This window comes from Rothia santali (assembly GCF_024199905.1).
Classification (GTDB): domain Bacteria; phylum Actinomycetota; class Actinomycetes; order Actinomycetales; family Micrococcaceae; genus Rothia; species Rothia santali.
This window is the reverse complement of sequence record NZ_JANAFB010000013.1, coordinates 47862-64125: the sequence shown is the minus strand read 5'-3', so window position 1 is coordinate 64125 and position 16264 is coordinate 47862. Positions and strand designations below refer to the sequence as shown.

Here is a 16264-nt window from a genome sequence, read left to right as displayed (position 1 = left end):
CCGAGCCCCGGGGACCGCGTCGAACGGCGCGGTCCCCGGGGCGTTCGCCCCGGACCGAGCGGAGGAGCACGATGCAGGACGACCCCGACTACCCCGTCTACCGCGGCGACCTGGAGAGCTCGGGCACCCGGCCGGTGCTGCGCGCGCACGCCCCGCGCCGCCTCCTCAGCGGCTTCATGGACAAGTTCTACTTCTTCTTCGCCGGGCTGGCCTCCGTGTGGCTCGCGGTCGTGGCGCTCCTGGAGGCCGTGACCCACAGCTGGTGGTCGGCCCTGCTGATCCTGGTCTTCTGGGGCCTGCTGGCCTACCTCACGCTGCCCCGGCTGCACCGCATCCTCACCGCGATCTACGTGCCCGACTACTTCATCGGCCGCACCCAGACCAGCGACGGCCTGCTCGGGGACCCGATCAACCTCGCGCTGCGCGGTGAGTCGGGCGACGTCCACACCGCGATGCGCCGCGCCGGCTGGACCCGGGCCGAGGAGGTCACGCTCGCGAGCTCCTGGCGGATCGTCGACTCGACGCTGCGGCGCGCCTCCTACCCCGAGGCCCCGGTGAGCCCGCTGCTGCTGTTCGGCCGCAAGCAGGACTTCGCCTACCAGCAGGAGGTCGGCGGGAACCCCGGCAAGCGGCACCACGTGCGCTTCTGGAAGACCCCCGAGGGGTGGGTGCTGCCGGGCGGCATCGCCGTGGACTGGGTCGCCGCCGGGACCTACGACCGCTCGGTCGGCGTCTCGCTGTTCACCCTGCAGGTCACCCACAAGATCGACGCGGACACCGACCGCGAGCGGGACTACATCGTGGAGACGGTGACCCACCGGAACCCCGAGGCCACCGTGCGCATGATCGAGGACTTCTCGACCGGCTACCACTCCCGCAACGGCGGGGGCGACTCGATCCGGACCGACGGCGACCTGCCGATCCTGGGCCTGGACGACGTCGTCGAGACCCGGCAGGAGGTCCCCGACCATCACCCGTCCTCGCGCTACTCCCACCACCGGCACCCCGCCGAGCTGATCGAGAAGGCTCCGCTGAACCTCTGGGTCGCGGGCGCGTTGGTCTCCTTCGTGGCGCTGCTGCAGATGGGACGCACCCTCTATCGGATCTTCGAGCCGGGCTACGCGCAGCGCATCGCGGAGGAGGGCGCCGACACGGCCGGGACGCCGGGGCTGACGGCCGAGGTCGTGGGCTACTCGCTGGGGATCCTGACCGCGATCCTGGTGATCCTGGCGCTGTTCCAGGTGTACCTGGCGGTCAACGCCGTGCGCGGGCGCCAGCGCGCCCGCAAGGCCGTGCTCGCGCTGCTGTGCCTGACCTTCGTCGCCAACGCGGTCAGCGTGCTGACCGGGACGGTGGACAGCTCGGTGGTCTACGCGGTCTACGTGCTGATGGGGAGCCAGGTCGCGGCGATGCTGGCCTTCACCTCCGACTCGGCGGTCAACTACACCGTGGCGACCACCCGGGCCCGGCGGACCCGGCGGCGGGAGCGCCGACTCGAACGGCGGGGGCGCCGTGGCACCCCCGCCGTCGCGGAGCCGGAGACCGCGGACCGGGAGGTCCCGGCCGAGCGGCCCTAGTCGAACTGCGGCCCCTGGGTCCGGGAGCGCTTGAGCTCGAAGAACCCGGGGTACGAGGCCAGGGCCAGCGCGCCGTCCCAGACGCGGCCGGCCTCCTCGCCCTTGGGCGCCGGGGACATCACGGGGCCGAAGAACGCGGTGCCGTCGATCGAGATGATCGGGACCCCGACGTCGTCGCCCACCAGGTCCAGCGCCTCCCGGTTGGAGGCGCGCAGCCGCTCGTCGAACTCGTCGGTCTCGGCGTACTGCGCCAGCTCCTCGGGCAGGCCGGCCTCGCGCAGCCCGCGGAGGATCGCCTGGCGGTAGCGCTCGACGTCGTCCTCCTCGTCGGTGCGCTCGGGGTGCAGGGCCGTGCCCACGGCGTCGTAGTAGGGCTTGACCTTGTCCTTCCCGTGCATCTCGCGCACGGCCATGGCGACCCGGGCCGGGCCCCAGCCGTTGTCGGTGTGCCGGCGGTAGTCGGGGTCCAGGTCCCGGCCCTCGTTGAGGGCGCCGAGACTGAACGGGTGCCAGGTGACCTCGACGTCGCGGATCCCCTCGACCTCGGTCATCCAGCGGGAGGTCATCCACGCCCAGGGGCAGGTCGGGTCGAACCAGTAGTCAACGTGCTGGGTCATCGCGTTCTCCTTTGCTCGTCGGTCAGGAAGCGTTCTTGCGGGCCGAGTCCAGCTCGTCGCGGGTGACGAGCCGGGGCTCCTCGGTCCCCCGCACCGCCGCCGCGGTGATCAGGACCTCGGCGACGTCGTCGCGCGAGGGGATCTCGAACATCATGGGCTGCAGCAGCTCCTCCATGATGGCGCGCAGGCCGCGGGCGCCGGTGCCGCGTGCGATGGCGAGCTCGGCGATGGCCTCGACGGCGCCGTCCTCGAAGGACAGCTCCACCTCGTCGAGGGCGAACATGCGCTTGTACTGCTTCACCAGCGCGTTGCGCGGCTCGGTCAGCACGCGGGCGAGGTTCTCGGTATCCAGGCCGTTGAGGCTGGTCAGCACGGGAAGGCGCCCGATGAACTCGGGGATCAGGCCGAACTTCAGCAGGTCCTCCGGGAGGAGCTTCTGCAGGATGTCGACCTCCTTGGCCGACTCCTGGATGGGGGCGCCGAAGCCGATGCCCTTCTTGCCCACGCGCGCGCCCACGATCTCCTCGAGCCCGGCGAAGGCGCCGGCCACGATGAACAGGACGTTGCTGGTGTCGATCTGGAGGAAGTCCTGCTGGGGGTGCTTGCGCCCGCCCTGGGGCGGCACGGCCGCCACGGTGCCCTCGAGGATCTTCAGCAGGGCCTGCTGGACGCCCTCGCCGGAAACGTCGCGGGTGATCGAGGGGTTCTCGGACTTGCGCGAGATCTTGTCGATCTCGTCGATGTAGATGATGCCGGTCTCGGCCTTCTTGACGTCGTAGTCGGCGGCCTGGATCAGCTTCAGGAGGATGTTCTCCACGTCCTCGCCCACGTAGCCCGCCTCGGTGAGGCTCGTGGCGTCGGCCACCGCGAAGGGGACGTTGAGCTTCTTCGCCAGCGTCTGGGCGAGGTAGGTCTTGCCGGATCCGGTGGGGCCGACCATGAGGATGTTCGACTTGGCGAGGTCGACCTCCTCCCCGGAGGTCGCCAGCAGCGCCTGGCCGCTGGTCGGCTGGCCCGAGTCCCGGGCCTGGATGCGCTTGTAGTGGTTGTACACGGCCACGGAGAGCGCCCGCTTGGCGGGCTCCTGGCCGATCACGTACTCCTGGAGGAAGTCGAAGATCTCGCGCGGGCGGGGCAGCTCCATCGAGGCGATCTCGGCGACCTCGGTCAGCTCCTCCTCGATGATCTCGTTGCACAGCTCGATGCACTCGTCGCAGATGTACACGCCGGGGCCGGCGATGAGCTTGCGCACCTGCTTCTGCGTCTTGCCGCAGAAGGAGCACTTGAGCAGGTCGGCGCTTTCACCGATTCTGGACATGACTGATCCTCGCTTCTGAAGAGGCCCCTGGCAGGGTGGTGGAGCGGCAGCGCCGCCTCTCGACTCACGGTCTCCAGGCTACCCCGTACTCGGCGGGACGGCCCCATCTGTGACCTGCGCGGACGTCGTCGGCCGCGGATGACGCCGTGCGGCGGGCCCGGACGACGCCGCCGGCCGGCCCGGGGACCCCGGACCGGCCGGCTCCGACGGCACCCCGGGACTAGTCCTGGGTGACGATCGCCGGCTTGTTGATCTTGCGCGACTCGAGGACCTGGTCGATGAGGCCGTAGCTCAGCGACTCCCCGGCGGTCAGGATCTTGTCGCGCTCGATGTCCTTGTTGACCTCCTCGCTGGTCTTGCCCGAGTGCAGGGCGAGGGTGTCCTCGAGCCAGGTCCGCATGCGCATGACCTCGTTGGCGTGGATCTCGATGTCCGAGGCCTGGCCGCCCTGCTGGCCGGCCAGCGCGGGCTGGTGGATCAGCACGCGGGCGTTCGGCAGCGCGAGCCGCTTGCCGGGGGTGCCGGCCGCGAGCAGCACGGCCGCGGCCGAGGCCGCCTGGCCCAGGCACACGGTCTGGATCTCGGGGCGGATGTACTGCATCGTGTCGTAGATCGCCGTCATCGCGGTGAAGGAGCCGCCGGGCGAGTTGATGTACAGCGTGATGTCCCGGTCCGGGTCCTGGGACTCCAGGACCAGCAGCTGGGCCATGATGTCGTCGGCCGAGGCGTCGTCGACCTGCACGCCGAGGAAGATGATGCGGTCCTCGAAGAGCTTGGCGTAGGGATCCTGGCGCTTGTAGCCGTAGGGGGTGCGCTCCTCGAAGTTGGGGAGGATGTAGCGCGAGGTCGGCATCGCCGGGGCGGCGGCCCGGCCGGAGGTGGTCTGCGGGATGGCGAGGTTCATGGGTTCTCCTGGAAGTCTGGTTCGAGCGGTGGCCTGCCGGTGGGGCTAGGCCTCGTCCTTGAGGGTTCCGCCGCCGCCGGAGACGGAGCCGGCGCTCTGGGCGACGTGGTCGAAGAAGCCGTACTCGAGGCCCTCCTCGGCGGTGAACCAGTTGTCGCGGTCGTTGTCCTTGAGGATCTGCTCGACGCTCTTGCCGGTCTGCTCCGCGGTCAGCTCGGACAGGCGGCGCTTCATCGACAGGATCAGCTCGGCCTGCGTGCGGATGTCCGACGCCGTGCCGCCGATGCCGCCCGAGGGCTGGTGCATCAGGATCCGGGCGTTGGGGGTCGCGTAGCGCTTGCCCGGGGTGCCCGAGGAGAGCAGGAACTGGCCCATCGAGGCCGCCATGCCGGTGGCGATGGTGACGACGTCGTTGGGGATCAGCTGCATCGTGTCGTAGATGGCCATGCCCGCGGTGATCGAGCCACCCGGGGAGTTGATGTAGAGGTAGATGTCCGCCTTGGGGTCCTCGGCGGAGAGCAGCAGCATCTGCGAGCAGATGAGGTTGGCGTTGTCGTCGCGGACGTCCGAGCCCAGCCAGATGATCCGCTCCTTGAGGAGGCGGTTGTAGACGTGGTCGTCCTGGCCGTTGGACGGCTGGCTCATCGCAGGGGTGCTCGCACTGCCTGCGCCGTAGGGAAGCTGGGGTGCCATGTGATGTCCTCTTTCACTGTCATCAGGTGGCCCGCCTCGCCGTCCGGAGGGGCGGGGCGGCGGACCGCTGTTCTCTGTGTACGAGACTAGTAGGCGCCCGCGGGCGCGTCCGGCCTCTCGAGGGGGAGTTCGCTGATGGCGTGCCGTGCTCGCTCTGGGCGAGCACGGACCCGGACGTCCTCCGGAGACGACGACGCCGCGCCCTGCTCGGCCGTGCGCGGGGCACGGACGAGCGGGACGCGGCGTCGTGGTGGGGCGACCGGGAGGCCGGGCGCCGGCCGGGCTACTTCTGCTCGGTCTCGGCCTCGGCCTGCTCCTCGCCGGCGGGGCTGATGACGGAGGACAGGTCCACGGCGGCGCCGTTGGAGTCGACGACCTCGGCCTGCTCGAGCACCTTGGCCAGGGCCTTGGAGCGACGGACCTCGCCGACCATCATGCCGGCCTGGCCCGAGGAGTCGAGCATCTGCGCGAACTGGTTCGGGTCCATGCCGTACTGCGAGGACATCGAGATGATGTACTCGATGAGCTCGGACTGCTCGACGCCGAGCTCCTCCTTCTCGGCGATCGCGTCGAGGATGACCTCGTTCTTGAAGGCGCGCGCGGTGTTCTCGCGGACCTCGGAGCGGTGCTCCTCGGAGTCGTGGTCGGCCTCGGCGTTGGGGTTCTCGAAGTGCTGCTTGACCTGGTCCTCGACGACCTGCTCGGGCACGGGGACCTCGACCAGCTCGACGAGGCGGTCCAGCACCTTGTCGCGCGCGGCGTTGCCCTGCTCGGCGAGCTTGGACTGCGAGGCCTGCTTCTTCAGGTCCTCCTTGAGCTCCTCGATCGTGTCGAACTCGGAGGCCAGCTGGGCGAAGTCGTCGTCGGCCTCGGGGAGCTCGCGCTCCTTCACGGCGGTGACCTTGACCTTGACGGTGGCCTTCTCGCCGGAGTGCTCGCCGCCGGAGAGGGTGCTCTCGAAGGTCGCGTCCTCCTCGGCGGAGAGGCCGGTGATGGCCTCGTCCAGGCCCTCGAGCATGGTGCCGGCGCCGACCTGGTAGGACAGGTCGTTCGCGGCGTCGACCTCCTCGTCCTCGATCAGGGCCTGCAGGTCCAGGGTCACGAAGTCGTCCTGGGCCGCGGGGCGGTCCACGGACTTCAGGGTGCCGAAGCGGCCGCGGAGGTCGTCGAGGGCCTTCTGCTCGTCCTCGGCGGTGACCTCGGCGGCGTCGATCTCGACCTTGATGCCGGAGTAGTCGGGCAGCTCGACCTCGGGGCGGATGGTGACCTGGATGGAGACCGAGATGTCCGCCTCGCGGTTCTCGGAGTCCGGCTTGGCCAGGACCTCGACCTCGGGCTGGGCCAGCGGGGTCAGCTCGTTCTCGGTCAGCGCCTGCTGGTAGTAGCCGTTGAGGCCGTCGTTCAGGGCGTTCTCGACGACGAAGTCGAACCCGACGCGCTGGTCGATCAGCGAGGAGGGGACCTTGCCCTTGCGGAAGCCGGGGAGCTGGATCTGGTTCGCCAGGTCCTTGTAGGTCTTGTTGAGATGCGGCTTGAACTCCGCGAAGGGGACGTCGACCTGGATCTTGGCCAGGGTGGGGTTCAGTTTCTCGACGGCGGTCTTCACTTCCGTGGATCTCCTACGACTCGGTTTCGGTGCCCCGCGGTTGCACGGCACGTGGTCAGCTCTCAGTGGTCAAATGCCGCAGCGCACGACGTCGCGGTGCAACCTCGCGCCTCGTGCGGCGGGATTTGCCGTTCGAACGTCGGGGCGACAGGACTCGAACCTGCGATCTCCTGCTCCCAAAGCAGGCGCGCTAGCCACTGCGCTACGCCCCGTGAAGGCAAACGCCAGTTTAGCGGCTCGCATTCCTTTTGCGAACTCCGAGCGGCGCCTGACACGGGTCGGATCGATTTGACGGCGCGCGCCGGGGTGGGGTTATATGGGCGAGTCCCTCCGTGGGATGAGCGTCTCCTCGGGGATGTAGCTCAATGGTAGAGCCTCAGTCTTCCAAACTGATTACGCGGGTTCGATTCCCGTCATCCCCTCCGCACCGGCAAGCGCCCGGGCCCTCCCCCTCGCGGGGCCGGCCCGGGCGCTTTCGCGTGGGAGGGGCGGGCGCGGCGGGCTCGACCGCCGGGCGCCCGTCCGCTCCGCGTGGCCCGCCCTTCGCGTGGAGCGACGGCCGCCCGCGCTAGGCGGCCCGGGCGGCGTCGTCCCCCGCCTGGCACACCGTGCACCAGTAGAGCTTGCGCCCGCCGAGGTCCTCGACGACGATCGTGTCCCTCCCGCAGACCCGGCAGTCCCGCCCGTGGCGCAGGTAGACGTAGTTGGCGTGCTCGCGCCAGGCCCGCTGCGCCGGGATGCCGGGGCGGTGCTCGGGGGCGGTGGTGACGATCCGGCCGAGCTCCACGCCGATGTTCATCAGCGTGACGTTGTCCCGCCACAGCATCCGCAGCGTCTCCGCCGGCACGTGCCGGGCCGGGGCGTAGGGGTTCTGCGCGGCGCGGAACAGGCTCTCGGCCCGGAAGATGTTCCCGATGCCGGCGATCGCCTTCTGGTCCATGAGCACCGCGCCGATCGGCCGCGAGGTCCGCGCGCAGGCGTCGTAGAACGGCTCCGGGTCGGCCTCGGGGTCCAGCGGGTCCGGGCCGAGCTGCGAGCGCAGGGCGGCGACGCCGGCCGGCTCCAGGACGCGGCAGATCGTCGCTCCGACGAGGTCCGCGTACCCGTGCCGGGAGACCAGCCGCACGCGCGTCGTCGCCCGCGGGGCCGGCGGCTCGAGGTAGCCCGCGGCGTCGTCCTCCCCGTCCCCGCTCTCCTGCTCGCCGATGCGCCGGGGCGCGCCGATGGAGGAGGCCTGGATGAACTGCTCGTCGCCGCCGAAGGTCCAGGAGCCGTACATGCCCAGGTGCACGTTCATCGTCAGCTTGTTCTCGAACTCGAGGAAGAAGTGCTTGCCGTGGGCGTAGGAGCGCACCGCCCGCTCCCCGTCGACCAGGGCGGCGCCCCGGCCGAAGCGGCCCTGGGGGCTGCTCACGGCCAGGGTCTCCCCCACGAAGTTGTCGCCGAACTTGATCGCGACCCGGCGGACCGAGTGACCCTCGGGCATCTCAGCGCCTCCCCCGCGGCCCGCGGATCACGAGGCCTCGGCGCCCAGGCGGTGGCCGTGGATGCGGCCGGTGGCCTCGAACTCCTCCATCTGCCCGATGCGGCGGACGTGGCGCTCCTCCCCCGAGAAGTCGGTGGTCAGGAAGACCCGGATGATCTCCAGGGCCTCCTCGCGGGTGTGCTGGCGGCCGCCCACGGCCACGACCTGCGCGTTGTTGTGCTCGCGGGCGAGCGCGGCGGTCTCGGCGTTCCAGGCCAGCGCGGCGCGGATGCCGTGGACCTTGTTGGCGGCCATCTGCTCGCCGTTGCCGGAGCCGCCGAGCACGATCCCCAGGGAGTCCTGGCCGCCCTCCCGGTCCGCGCGCACCGCGAGCGCGGCGTTGATGCAGAAGCTCGGGTAGTCGTCCTGCGGGTCGTAGTCCTGCGGGCCGTGGTCGACCATCTCGAATCCCTCGTCGGTGAGCGATGCGATGAGGTACCTGCTGATCTCTAGCCCCGCGTGGTCCGTCGCGATGTGGATGCGCACGTTTCGTCCCGTTCGTCGTCAGTGGTCAGGTGGCAAGCGGGGGCCCGCGCTGTTCTCTGCCAGCGGTACCGGGCGCCCAGGCCCAACAGTACCGGCTCCGTGTAATAACCTGAGGACCAGTGATCTGAACCCGTCTTCGAAAGGTGTCGACATGCCAGGACTGAATCTGACGCGCCAGGAGGCCGAGGAGCGGGCCGCCGTCGTCACGCGCGTGGACTCGTACCGCGTGGAGGTGGACCTGACCGCCTCCGAGACCGTCTTCCCCTCGACCACCACGGTGGCCTTCGACGCCGTCGCCGGTTCCTCGACCTTCATCGACGCGATCACCGACCGGGTGCACCGCGTGACCCTGAACGGGCGCGAGCTGGACCCGGCCGAGGTCTCCGACGGCGTGCGCATCCAGCTGCCGGACCTCGCCGAGCGCAACGAGCTCACGGTCGTGGCCGACGCGCTGTACACCAACACCGGCGAGGGCCTGCACCGCTTCGTCGACCCGGTGGACGGCGAGGTCTACCTCTACTCCCAGTTCGAGGTCCCGGACTCCCGGCGGGTGTTCGCCGTCTTCGAGCAGCCGGACCTGAAGGCCGAGTTCGTCTTCTCCGTGACCGCGCCCGCGGGCTGGACCGTGGTCTCCAACCAGCCGGTCGCCTCGACCGAGGCGGCCGAGGCCGGCACCGTCTGGGCCTTCGAGCCCACCCCGCGCATCTCCTCCTACATCACCGCCCTGGTGGCCGGCCCCTACGACTCCGTGACCGACGAGGTGACCTCCTCGGACGGCCGCGTGGTGCCGATGGCCGTCTACGCCCGCCGCTCGCTCATGGGCCACCTGGACCACGCCGAGATCTTCGAGCTGACCAAGCAGGGCATGGCCTTCTACGAGGAGCAGTTCGGCGTCCCCTACCCCTTCGAGAAGTACGACCAGCTCTTCGTGCCGGAGTTCAACGCCGGCGCCATGGAGAACGCCGGCTGCGTGACGATCCTCGAGGACTACATCTTCCGGTCCAAGACCACCGAGGCGATGATCGAGCGGCGCGCCATCACCGTGCTGCACGAGCTCGCGCACATGTGGTTCGGCGACCTGGTCACCATGCGCTGGTGGAACGACCTGTGGCTCAACGAGTCCTTCGCGGAGTTCATGTCCCACCTGGCCGCCGTCGCCAACACCCGGTTCGACAACGCCTGGACCACGTTCTCCGCGATGGAGAAGACCTGGGCTTACCGCCAGGACCAGCTGCCCTCGACCCACCCGATCATGGCCCCGATCCGGGACCTGCACGACGTCCAGGTCAACTTCGACGGCATCACCTACGCCAAGGGCGCCTCGGTGCTGCGGCAGCTGGTGGCCTGGGTGGGCCAGGAGCAGTTCATGCGGGCGCTCACCGCCTACTTCGGCAAGCACTCGTGGGGCAACGCGACGCTCGCGGACCTCATGGTCGAGCTCGAGGCGACCTCCGGCCGGGAGCTGTCCTCCTGGTCCGAGGCCTGGCTCGAGACCGCCGGGGTCAACACGCTGACGCCCTCCGTCGAGACCGACGAGGAGGGCGCGATCCAGCGGATCGAGGTCATCCAGACCGCGCCCAACGACCACCCGGTGCTGCGTCCGCACCGCATGACCGCCGGCTTCTACGACCTGCGGGACGGGGCCCTGGTGCGCACGCACGGCGTGGAGTTCGACGTCGACGGCGAGCGGACCGAGGTCCCCGACGTCGCCGGCCGTCCCCGCCCCGACCTGATCCTCCTGAACGACGAGGACCTCGCCTACGCCAAGGTGCGGCTCGACGAGCGCTCCTTCGACGTCGCCGTCGAGCACCTGCGCGACTTCCAGGAGTCCCTCCCGCGCGCCGTCGTGTGGGGGGCGGCGTGGGACAGCACGCGCGACGGCCAGGTGCCCGCCCGCCACTTCGTGGACCTGGTGCTCAACAACATCGACGCCGAGACCGACTCGACCACGATCCTGACCCAGCTGCGCAACCTGGCCACCACGCTCCGGCTCTACGTGCGCCCGGACGCCCAGCAGGACACCCGGGAGAAGGCGGCCGGGCGGCTCTGGGAGATCGCCCGGGAGGCCGACGCCGGGTCCGACCGTCAGCTGCAGTTCGTCCAGGCCTTCGCCCAGCACGCCTCCACCGAGGCGCACCTCGACGCCGTCGAGTCGCTGATGGGCGGCGAGACCGCGCTCGAGGGCCTGGAGATCGACCAGGACCTGGAGTGGAAGCTGCTCACCGCGCTGGTGGCGGGCGGCCGCCGGGGCGCGGAGGACGTCGACGCCGCGGCCGCCCGGGACAATACCTCGACCGGCGCCCAGCGCGCCGCCCAGGCCCGCGCCTCGATCCCCACCCCGGAGGCCAAGGAGGAGGTGTGGCGGCAGGTCGTGGAGCGCCACGAGCTGCCCAACGTCATTCAGCGCTCAGCCATCGCGGGGTTCAACAACACCAGCCGCGCCTCGCTGCTGCGGCCCTTCATCGGCCGCTACTTCGAGGCCATCGAGGGCGTGTGGGACGGGCTGTCGCACGAGATCTCGCAGCAGATCATCGGCGGGCTCTTCCCGCAGGTCGTGGACCGCGACGTGCTCGAGGCCTCGGAGCGCTTCCTCTCCGGGCTGGACGAGGGCAAGGCCTCGCTGCGCCGGCAGGTGATGGAGGGCCGCGACGGCATCGAGCGGGCCCTGCGCGTCCAGGCCGCCGACGAGATCGACGAGGCGTGAGCCTGGAACCCTCCCCGAGCCTCTACGAGCAGATCGGCGGCCACGCGGCCTTCCAGCGCCTCACCACGGAGTTCTACTCCCGCGTGGCCGCCGACCCGGGCTTCGCCGCGATGTACCCGGAGGCGGACCTGGAGCCGGCGCGGGTGCGCCTGGAGATGTTCCTCGAGCAGTACTTCGGCGGGCCGGGCACCTACGGCGAGCTGCGCGGGCACCCGCGGCTTCGGATGCGCCACGCCCCGTTCAGGATCGACGCCGCGGCCCGCCGGACGTGGCTGCGCTGCATGCGCGAGTCGCTCGACGTCCTGGAGCTGCCGCCGATGCTGGACGGGCTGGTGTGGGACTACTTCGAGCGCGCGGCGCACGCTATGACCAACACGCCCGGTTAGGGACGCCCGCCGCGGCTCAGAGCGCGGCGGGTCGCCGGGCCAGGATGTGCCCGGCGCGGTTGCTCAGCCGGCTCCAGGGCCCGTTGGTGAACAGCTCGAAGGCCTCCGCGGCGTCGTTGAACCCCAGCACGGTGGCGCCGAAGGCCGCGCCGGTGACGATGCCGCGCTCGTCCTGCGTGCCCCAGATGCGCGAGCGCACCGTGCTCAGCACCGCGGCCCCGGGGTTGGCGGGCAGCGCCGCCTCGACCGCGCGCATCCCCTCGCGGGAGGCGGTGTCGATCTCCTCGGCGCTCACCGTGCCGGCGCGCTCCCAGCCCGCGGCGGGCGGGACGACGCCGGCCCACGCCGCCCTGACCTCGACGGGCGGCAGCGTCAAGACCCCGCCGGCCTTCTCCTGCCGCGCGAGGCGGTCCAGGATCGCCGAGGCCTGCACGGTGAGGTCGAGGTCGGCCGGGGCGGCGAGGTGTAGCGCCCGCATGCCCAGCACCGTGGGCACCTGCTCGAGCAGGGTCTCCCCGCTCATGACCGGGACCCACGCGGCGAGGACGGAGCCCCGCGCCTGGAGCCGGACGGCGGCGGCGTCGTCGATGGACCGGACCCGGGAGAGCAGGGTCGCCAGGTCCTTCGACTGGGCGGGGTCGGCGAGCATGATGGAGGGGTCGGACACGTGGGGCACCGTTTCTGCGGTCGGGGGCGGGAGACTCCCCCATTATGCTCCCGACGCCGGCGGCCGCCGCACCCGTATTGCGGGGCGTGAACACGTGGGCCGAGTGCGGCCTTCGCTACAGTGGTGACCGTGAGCACTTTCGACGACCACCGCACGCCGGACGGCGACTTCGACCCCACCGGCGCCCTCCTGAGCATGCTGGACCTGGAGCCCACCGAGCCGCTGCGCACCACCGAGGACATCTTCGTGGGCCGCACCGTGGGCCCGGAGACCCGCCGCGTCTTCGGCGGGCAGGTGCTGGGGCAGTCGGTCATCGCGGCGGCCCGCACGGTCGCCGAGGACCGGGCCGTCCACTCGCTGCACGGCTACTTCCTGCGCCCGGGCGACGTGACCCGCCCGATCACCTTCGGCGTCGAGCGCATGCGCGACGGCGGCTCGTTCTCGGCCCGCCGGGTGCACGCCTACCAGGAGGGCCGGGTGATCCTCTCGTGCATCGCCTCGTTCCAGTCCGAGGACGAGGGGCTCGAGCACCAGGAGCCGATGCCGGAGGGCATCCCCGACCCCGAGAGCCTGCCCAGCCCGGCGGACCTGTGGGGGCACATCGACTCGCCGCTCGCGCAGCGCGTGGTGCGCGGGCGCCCCTTCGACCTGCGCTACGTGACCGAGCCGATCTACCTCCGGGCGTCCGAGGACCGCTCGGCCGAGAACGCGGTCTGGTTCAAGACCCACTCGGCGCTGCCCGACGACCCGCGCATCCACCGCGCCGCCATCGCCTACGCCTCCGACTACACGCCGATGGACCCGATCCTGCGGCGCCACGGCCGCTCGTGGGCGGACATCGGGATGAACATGGCCTCCCTGGACCACGCGATCTGGTGGCACCGGGAGGCGCGCGCCGACGAGTGGCTGCTGTACGTCCAGACCTCGCCCAACGCCTCGAACACCCGCGGGCTGGCGTGCGGGCGGATCTTCGACGCCGCGGGCCGGCTGATCGCGAGCACCGCGCAGGAGGGGCTGGTGCGGCTGCCGGAGCGGTCGGCGTCGGGCTCCGGGGGCGCGAAGGGCTGATCCGGGTGCGCGCTCTGGGGTGAGCCGGGACGCTGGGTCGGGGTGCTGGACCGGGGTGTCGGACTGGGGTGCTGGGCCGGTGGGCTGGGCCGAGGCGCCGGGCTCGGGCCCATGCCGGGGTTCCGTAGGCGGGACGGCCCATCCGCCCCTCCCTCCCCCTTCCCCCCCCCAAAAAAATGCGCGAAGGCCCCCTGCTCCACAGAGAGCAGGGGGCCTTCGGCCGTCGGCCGGGCGCCCCGCGGCGGGGCACCGGACCGACTAGTCGCGGGTCAGGCGGCGGTGGGTGAACCGGTGCGGGCGCGCGGCCTCGGGGCCGAGGCGCTCGACCTTGTTCTCCTCGTACGACTCGAAGTTGCCCTCGAACCAGTACCAGTTGTCCGGGTTCTCCTCCGTGCCCTCCCAGGCGAGGATGTGGGTCGCGACCCGGTCGAGGAACCACCGGTCGTGGGAGACCACCACGGCGCAGCCGGGGAACTCCAGTAGCGCGTTCTCGAGCGAGCTCAGGGTCTCGACGTCGAGGTCGTTGGTCGGCTCGTCGAGCAGCAGCAGGTTGCCGCCCTGCTTGAGGGTCAGCGCGAGGTTCAGGCGGTTGCGCTCGCCGCCGGAGAGCACCCCGGCCTTCTTCTGCTGGTCCGGGCCCTTGAAGCCGAACGCCGAGACGTAGGCGCGCGAGGGCATCTCGACCTGGCCGACCTGGATGAAGTCCAGCCCGTCGGAGACGACCTCCCACAGCGACTTCTCGGGGTCGATGTTGGAACGGTTCTGATCCACGTAGGAGATCTTCACCGAGTCGCCGATCCGCAGCTCGCCGCCGTCGAGGGACTCGAAACCCACGATGGTCTTGAACAGGGTCGACTTGCCGACGCCGTTGGGGCCGATCACGCCGACGATGCCGTTGCGCGGCAGCGAGAAGGACAGGCCGTTGATGAGGATCCGGCCGTCGAAGCCCTTCTCCAGGTTGTCGGCCTCGATGACCTGCTGGCCCAGGCGCGGGCCCGGCGGGATCTGGATCTCCTCGAAGTCGAGCTTGCGGGTCTTCTCCGCCTCGGCCGCCATCTCCTCGTACCGGTTCAGGCGGGCCTTGGACTTGGTCTGGCGGCCCTTGGAGTTGGAGCGGACCCAGTCCAGCTCGTCCTTGAGGCGCTTGGAGAGCTTGGCGTCCTTCTTGCCCTGGACCTCCATGCGCTTCTGCTTGGTCTCCAGGTAGGTCGAGTAGTTGCCCTCGTAGCCGTGCAGCCGGCCGCGCTCGACCTCGCAGATCCACTGGGCGACGTGGTCCAGGAAGTACCGGTCGTGGGTCACGGCGAGCACGGCGCCGGGGTAGCTGGCGAGGTGCTGCTCGAGCCAGAGGACGGACTCGGCGTCGAGGTGGTTGGTGGGCTCGTCGAGGAGCAGGAGATCGGGCTTCTGCAGCAGGAGCTTGCACAGCGCGACGCGGCGGCGCTCACCGCCGGAGAGGACCTTGACGTCGGCATCGCCCGGGGGGCAGCGCAGGGCGTCCATCGCCTGGGCGAGCTGGCTGTCCAGGTCCCAGGCGTTGGCGGCGTCGATGTCGGTCTGGAGCGTGCCCATCTCCTCCATCAGCGCGTCGAAGTCCGCGTCGGGATCGGCCATCTCGGCCGAGATCTCGTTGTAGCGGTCGAGCTTGGACTTGATCTCGCCCACGCCCTCCTCCACGTTGCCGAGGACGGTCTTGTCCTCGTTCAGCGGCGGCTCCTGGAGCAGGATGCCGACCGAGTAGCCGGGGCTCAGGCGCGCCTCGCCGTTGGAGGGCGTGTCGAGTCCGGCCATGATCTTCAGGATCGTGGACTTGCCGGCGCCGTTGGGGCCGACGACGCCGATCTTGGCGCCGGGGTAGAACGACATCGTCACGTCGTCGAGGATGAGCTTGTCGCCCACCTTCTTGCGAGCCTTAGACATCGTGTAGATAAATTCAGCCATACGTTCCAGGCTACTATGCGCGACGCCGTGGGTCAGGCGGCGATGAGCGGGGTCACGGCGCGGCGGGCCCTGGCGCCGCGGGAACGACGCGGCAGGGCGTGCCGTGCGGGCGGGGAGCACGACGCTACGCTGGTCCCATGAGAGCCAGATCACCCCGACCGGGGACCCGCCGGGGCGAGGAGCGCCACGTCGACCGCGTCGTCGCCTTCGGGGACGCGGTGGTGGCGATCGCGATCACCCTGGTCGTGCTGCCCATCGTCGACGCCGCGACCGACGCCCCCAGCGCGGCCGACTACTTCTCCTCCAACGGGCTGAGCCTCGCCTCGGCGGGGCTGAGCTTCGTGGTCATCGCGGTCTTCTGGCGCGCCCACCACTGGCTGTTCACCGACGCCACGGGGTACTCCTCGGCGATCCTGCACCTCGAGGCCCTCTGGCTCGCCTCCATCGTCTTCCTCCCGGTGGCCACGGTCCTCGACTTCACCGGGGACGGGGGCGACCCGCTCGCGCTGGGGGTCTACATCGGGACCATGCTGGTCGGCTCCGTGACGCTGCGGGTCGAGCGGCTGCTGCTGGAGCGCGGCGGGTACATCCGGGACGGGGCGCACATTCCGGCGCCCGAGCTGTGGGCCGGCGCGGGGCTGCTGGCCGCGGCGCTGGTGCTGGCGGTGGCCTTCCCGCGCATTGGCGCCTACTGGCTGCTGCTGCTGTTCCTGGAGGAGCCGCTGCTGGCCGCGGTGCGTCGGACCGGCCGGGGCTGAGGGCCGGGGTCCGA

14 protein-coding genes and 2 tRNA genes are annotated in these 16264 nt (G+C 70.8%); 6 read left to right on the top strand and 10 right to left on the bottom strand.

The annotated features are described in order from the left end of the window. The first annotated feature begins 71 nt into the window (after nt 1-71). Complete coding sequence (locus NBM05_RS07115) at nt 72-1577, top strand: LssY C-terminal domain-containing protein (RefSeq protein ID WP_254166134.1); 1506 nt, start codon at nt 72-74, stop codon at nt 1575-1577. Here NBM05_RS07115 and NBM05_RS07110 read toward each other — a convergent pair. From NBM05_RS07110 to NBM05_RS07085, 6 genes are all read right to left on the bottom strand, one after another. Beyond that, nucleotides 1574-2194 carry a mycothiol-dependent nitroreductase Rv2466c family protein gene (locus NBM05_RS07110; RefSeq protein WP_254166132.1) on the bottom strand — a complete coding sequence of 207 codons (621 nt, stop codon included), beginning with the start codon at nt 2192-2194 and terminating at the stop codon, nt 1574-1576. The two genes, NBM05_RS07115 and NBM05_RS07110, sit on opposite strands and share 4 nt — an antisense overlap. 22 nt (nt 2195-2216) lie before the next feature. After that, nucleotides 2217-3512: an ATP-dependent Clp protease ATP-binding subunit ClpX gene (gene clpX / locus NBM05_RS07105; RefSeq protein ID WP_254166131.1), complete on the bottom strand. Its 1296-nt coding sequence runs from the start codon at nt 3510-3512 to the stop codon at nt 2217-2219. A gap of 220 nt (nt 3513-3732) precedes the next feature. Further along, the gene (locus NBM05_RS07100; protein WP_254166130.1) at nt 3733-4416 is read right to left on the bottom strand and encodes an ATP-dependent Clp protease proteolytic subunit; all 684 of its coding nucleotides are present in this window, start codon (nt 4414-4416) and stop codon (nt 3733-3735) included. Between the two features lie 45 nt (nt 4417-4461). Next, complete coding sequence (locus tag NBM05_RS07095; protein ID WP_254166154.1) at nt 4462-5061, bottom strand: ATP-dependent Clp protease proteolytic subunit; 600 nt, start codon at nt 5059-5061, stop codon at nt 4462-4464. A gap of 331 nt (nt 5062-5392) precedes the next feature. Then, a complete protein-coding gene (tig, locus tag NBM05_RS07090) occupies nt 5393-6715 on the bottom strand; it encodes a trigger factor (RefSeq protein WP_254166129.1) in 1323 nt (440 codons plus the stop codon). A gap of 139 nt (nt 6716-6854) precedes the next feature. After that, a tRNA-Pro gene (locus tag NBM05_RS07085) sits at nt 6855-6927 on the bottom strand. 139 nt (nt 6928-7066) lie between these two features. Between NBM05_RS07085 and NBM05_RS07080 the strand changes: the two genes are divergently transcribed. Next, nucleotides 7067-7137, top strand: a tRNA-Gly gene (locus tag NBM05_RS07080). 146 nt (nt 7138-7283) lie between these two features. Here NBM05_RS07080 and NBM05_RS07075 read toward each other — a convergent pair. After that, a complete protein-coding gene (locus NBM05_RS07075) occupies nt 7284-8201 on the bottom strand; it encodes an Fpg/Nei family DNA glycosylase (protein WP_254166128.1) in 918 nt (305 codons plus the stop codon). Between the two features lie 27 nt (nt 8202-8228). Then, nucleotides 8229-8726, bottom strand: coding sequence for a ribose-5-phosphate isomerase (locus NBM05_RS07070; RefSeq protein WP_254166127.1), 498 nt, complete (start codon nt 8724-8726; stop codon nt 8229-8231). Between the two features lie 151 nt (nt 8727-8877). Between NBM05_RS07070 and pepN the strand changes: the two genes are divergently transcribed. Next, on the top strand, nt 8878-11430 hold the full coding sequence (pepN, locus tag NBM05_RS07065; protein WP_254166126.1) for an aminopeptidase N: 2553 nt from the start codon (nt 8878-8880) through the stop codon (nt 11428-11430). Beyond that, nucleotides 11427-11816 (top strand): globin, encoded by a 390-nt coding sequence (locus tag NBM05_RS07060; RefSeq protein ID WP_254166125.1) that lies wholly within the window; start codon nt 11427-11429, stop codon nt 11814-11816. The genes pepN and NBM05_RS07060 overlap by 4 nt, the downstream gene beginning before the upstream one ends. Before the next feature lie 16 nt (nt 11817-11832). On the opposite strand, the gene NBM05_RS07055 is transcribed toward NBM05_RS07060, so the two are convergent. Next, the gene (locus NBM05_RS07055; protein ID WP_254166123.1) at nt 11833-12483 is read right to left on the bottom strand and encodes a DUF8185 domain-containing protein; all 651 of its coding nucleotides are present in this window, start codon (nt 12481-12483) and stop codon (nt 11833-11835) included. Nucleotides 12484-12678: 195 nt separating this feature from the next. Between NBM05_RS07055 and NBM05_RS07050 the strand changes: the two genes are divergently transcribed. Continuing rightward, nucleotides 12679-13551: an acyl-CoA thioesterase gene (locus NBM05_RS07050; protein ID WP_254166153.1), complete on the top strand. Its 873-nt coding sequence runs from the start codon at nt 12679-12681 to the stop codon at nt 13549-13551. A 258-nt stretch (nt 13552-13809) separates the two neighbouring features. Here NBM05_RS07050 and ettA read toward each other — a convergent pair whose 3' ends face one another. Continuing rightward, entirely contained in the window at nt 13810-15492 is a 1683-nt protein-coding gene (ettA, locus tag NBM05_RS07045) for an energy-dependent translational throttle protein EttA (RefSeq protein WP_254166121.1), read from the bottom strand. A gap of 137 nt (nt 15493-15629) precedes the next feature. On the opposite strand from ettA, the gene NBM05_RS07040 reads away from it, so the two are divergent. After that, nucleotides 15630-16250 (top strand): TMEM175 family protein, encoded by a 621-nt coding sequence (locus NBM05_RS07040; RefSeq protein ID WP_254166120.1) that lies wholly within the window; start codon nt 15630-15632, stop codon nt 16248-16250. Nucleotides 16251-16264: the final 14 nt, after the last annotated feature.

What these genes read in the sequence shown, in the direction of transcription:
- NBM05_RS07115 (WP_254166134.1), top strand. Translation starts at nt 72, where the DNA reads ATGCAGGACGACCCCGACTACCCCGTCTACCGCGGCGACCTGGAGAGC.
- NBM05_RS07110 (WP_254166132.1), bottom strand. Translation starts at nt 2,194, where the DNA reads ATGACCCAGCACGTTGACTACTGGTTCGACCCGACCTGCCCCTGGGCG.
- clpX (WP_254166131.1), bottom strand. Translation starts at nt 3,512, where the DNA reads ATGTCCAGAATCGGTGAAAGCGCCGACCTGCTCAAGTGCTCCTTCTGC.
- NBM05_RS07100 (WP_254166130.1), bottom strand. Translation starts at nt 4,416, where the DNA reads ATGAACCTCGCCATCCCGCAGACCACCTCCGGCCGGGCCGCCGCCCCG.
- NBM05_RS07095 (WP_254166154.1), bottom strand. Translation starts at nt 5,061, where the DNA reads ATGAGCCAGCCGTCCAACGGCCAGGACGACCACGTCTACAACCGCCTC.
- NBM05_RS07075 (WP_254166128.1), bottom strand. Translation starts at nt 8,201, where the DNA reads ATGCCCGAGGGTCACTCGGTCCGCCGGGTCGCGATCAAGTTCGGCGAC.
- pepN (WP_254166126.1), top strand. Translation starts at nt 8,878, where the DNA reads ATGCCAGGACTGAATCTGACGCGCCAGGAGGCCGAGGAGCGGGCCGCC.
- NBM05_RS07050 (WP_254166153.1), top strand. Translation starts at nt 12,679, where the DNA reads ATGCTGGACCTGGAGCCCACCGAGCCGCTGCGCACCACCGAGGACATC.
- ettA (WP_254166121.1), bottom strand. Translation starts at nt 15,492, where the DNA reads ATGGCTGAATTTATCTACACGATGTCTAAGGCTCGCAAGAAGGTGGGC.
- NBM05_RS07040 (WP_254166120.1), top strand. Translation starts at nt 15,630, where the DNA reads ATGAGAGCCAGATCACCCCGACCGGGGACCCGCCGGGGCGAGGAGCGC.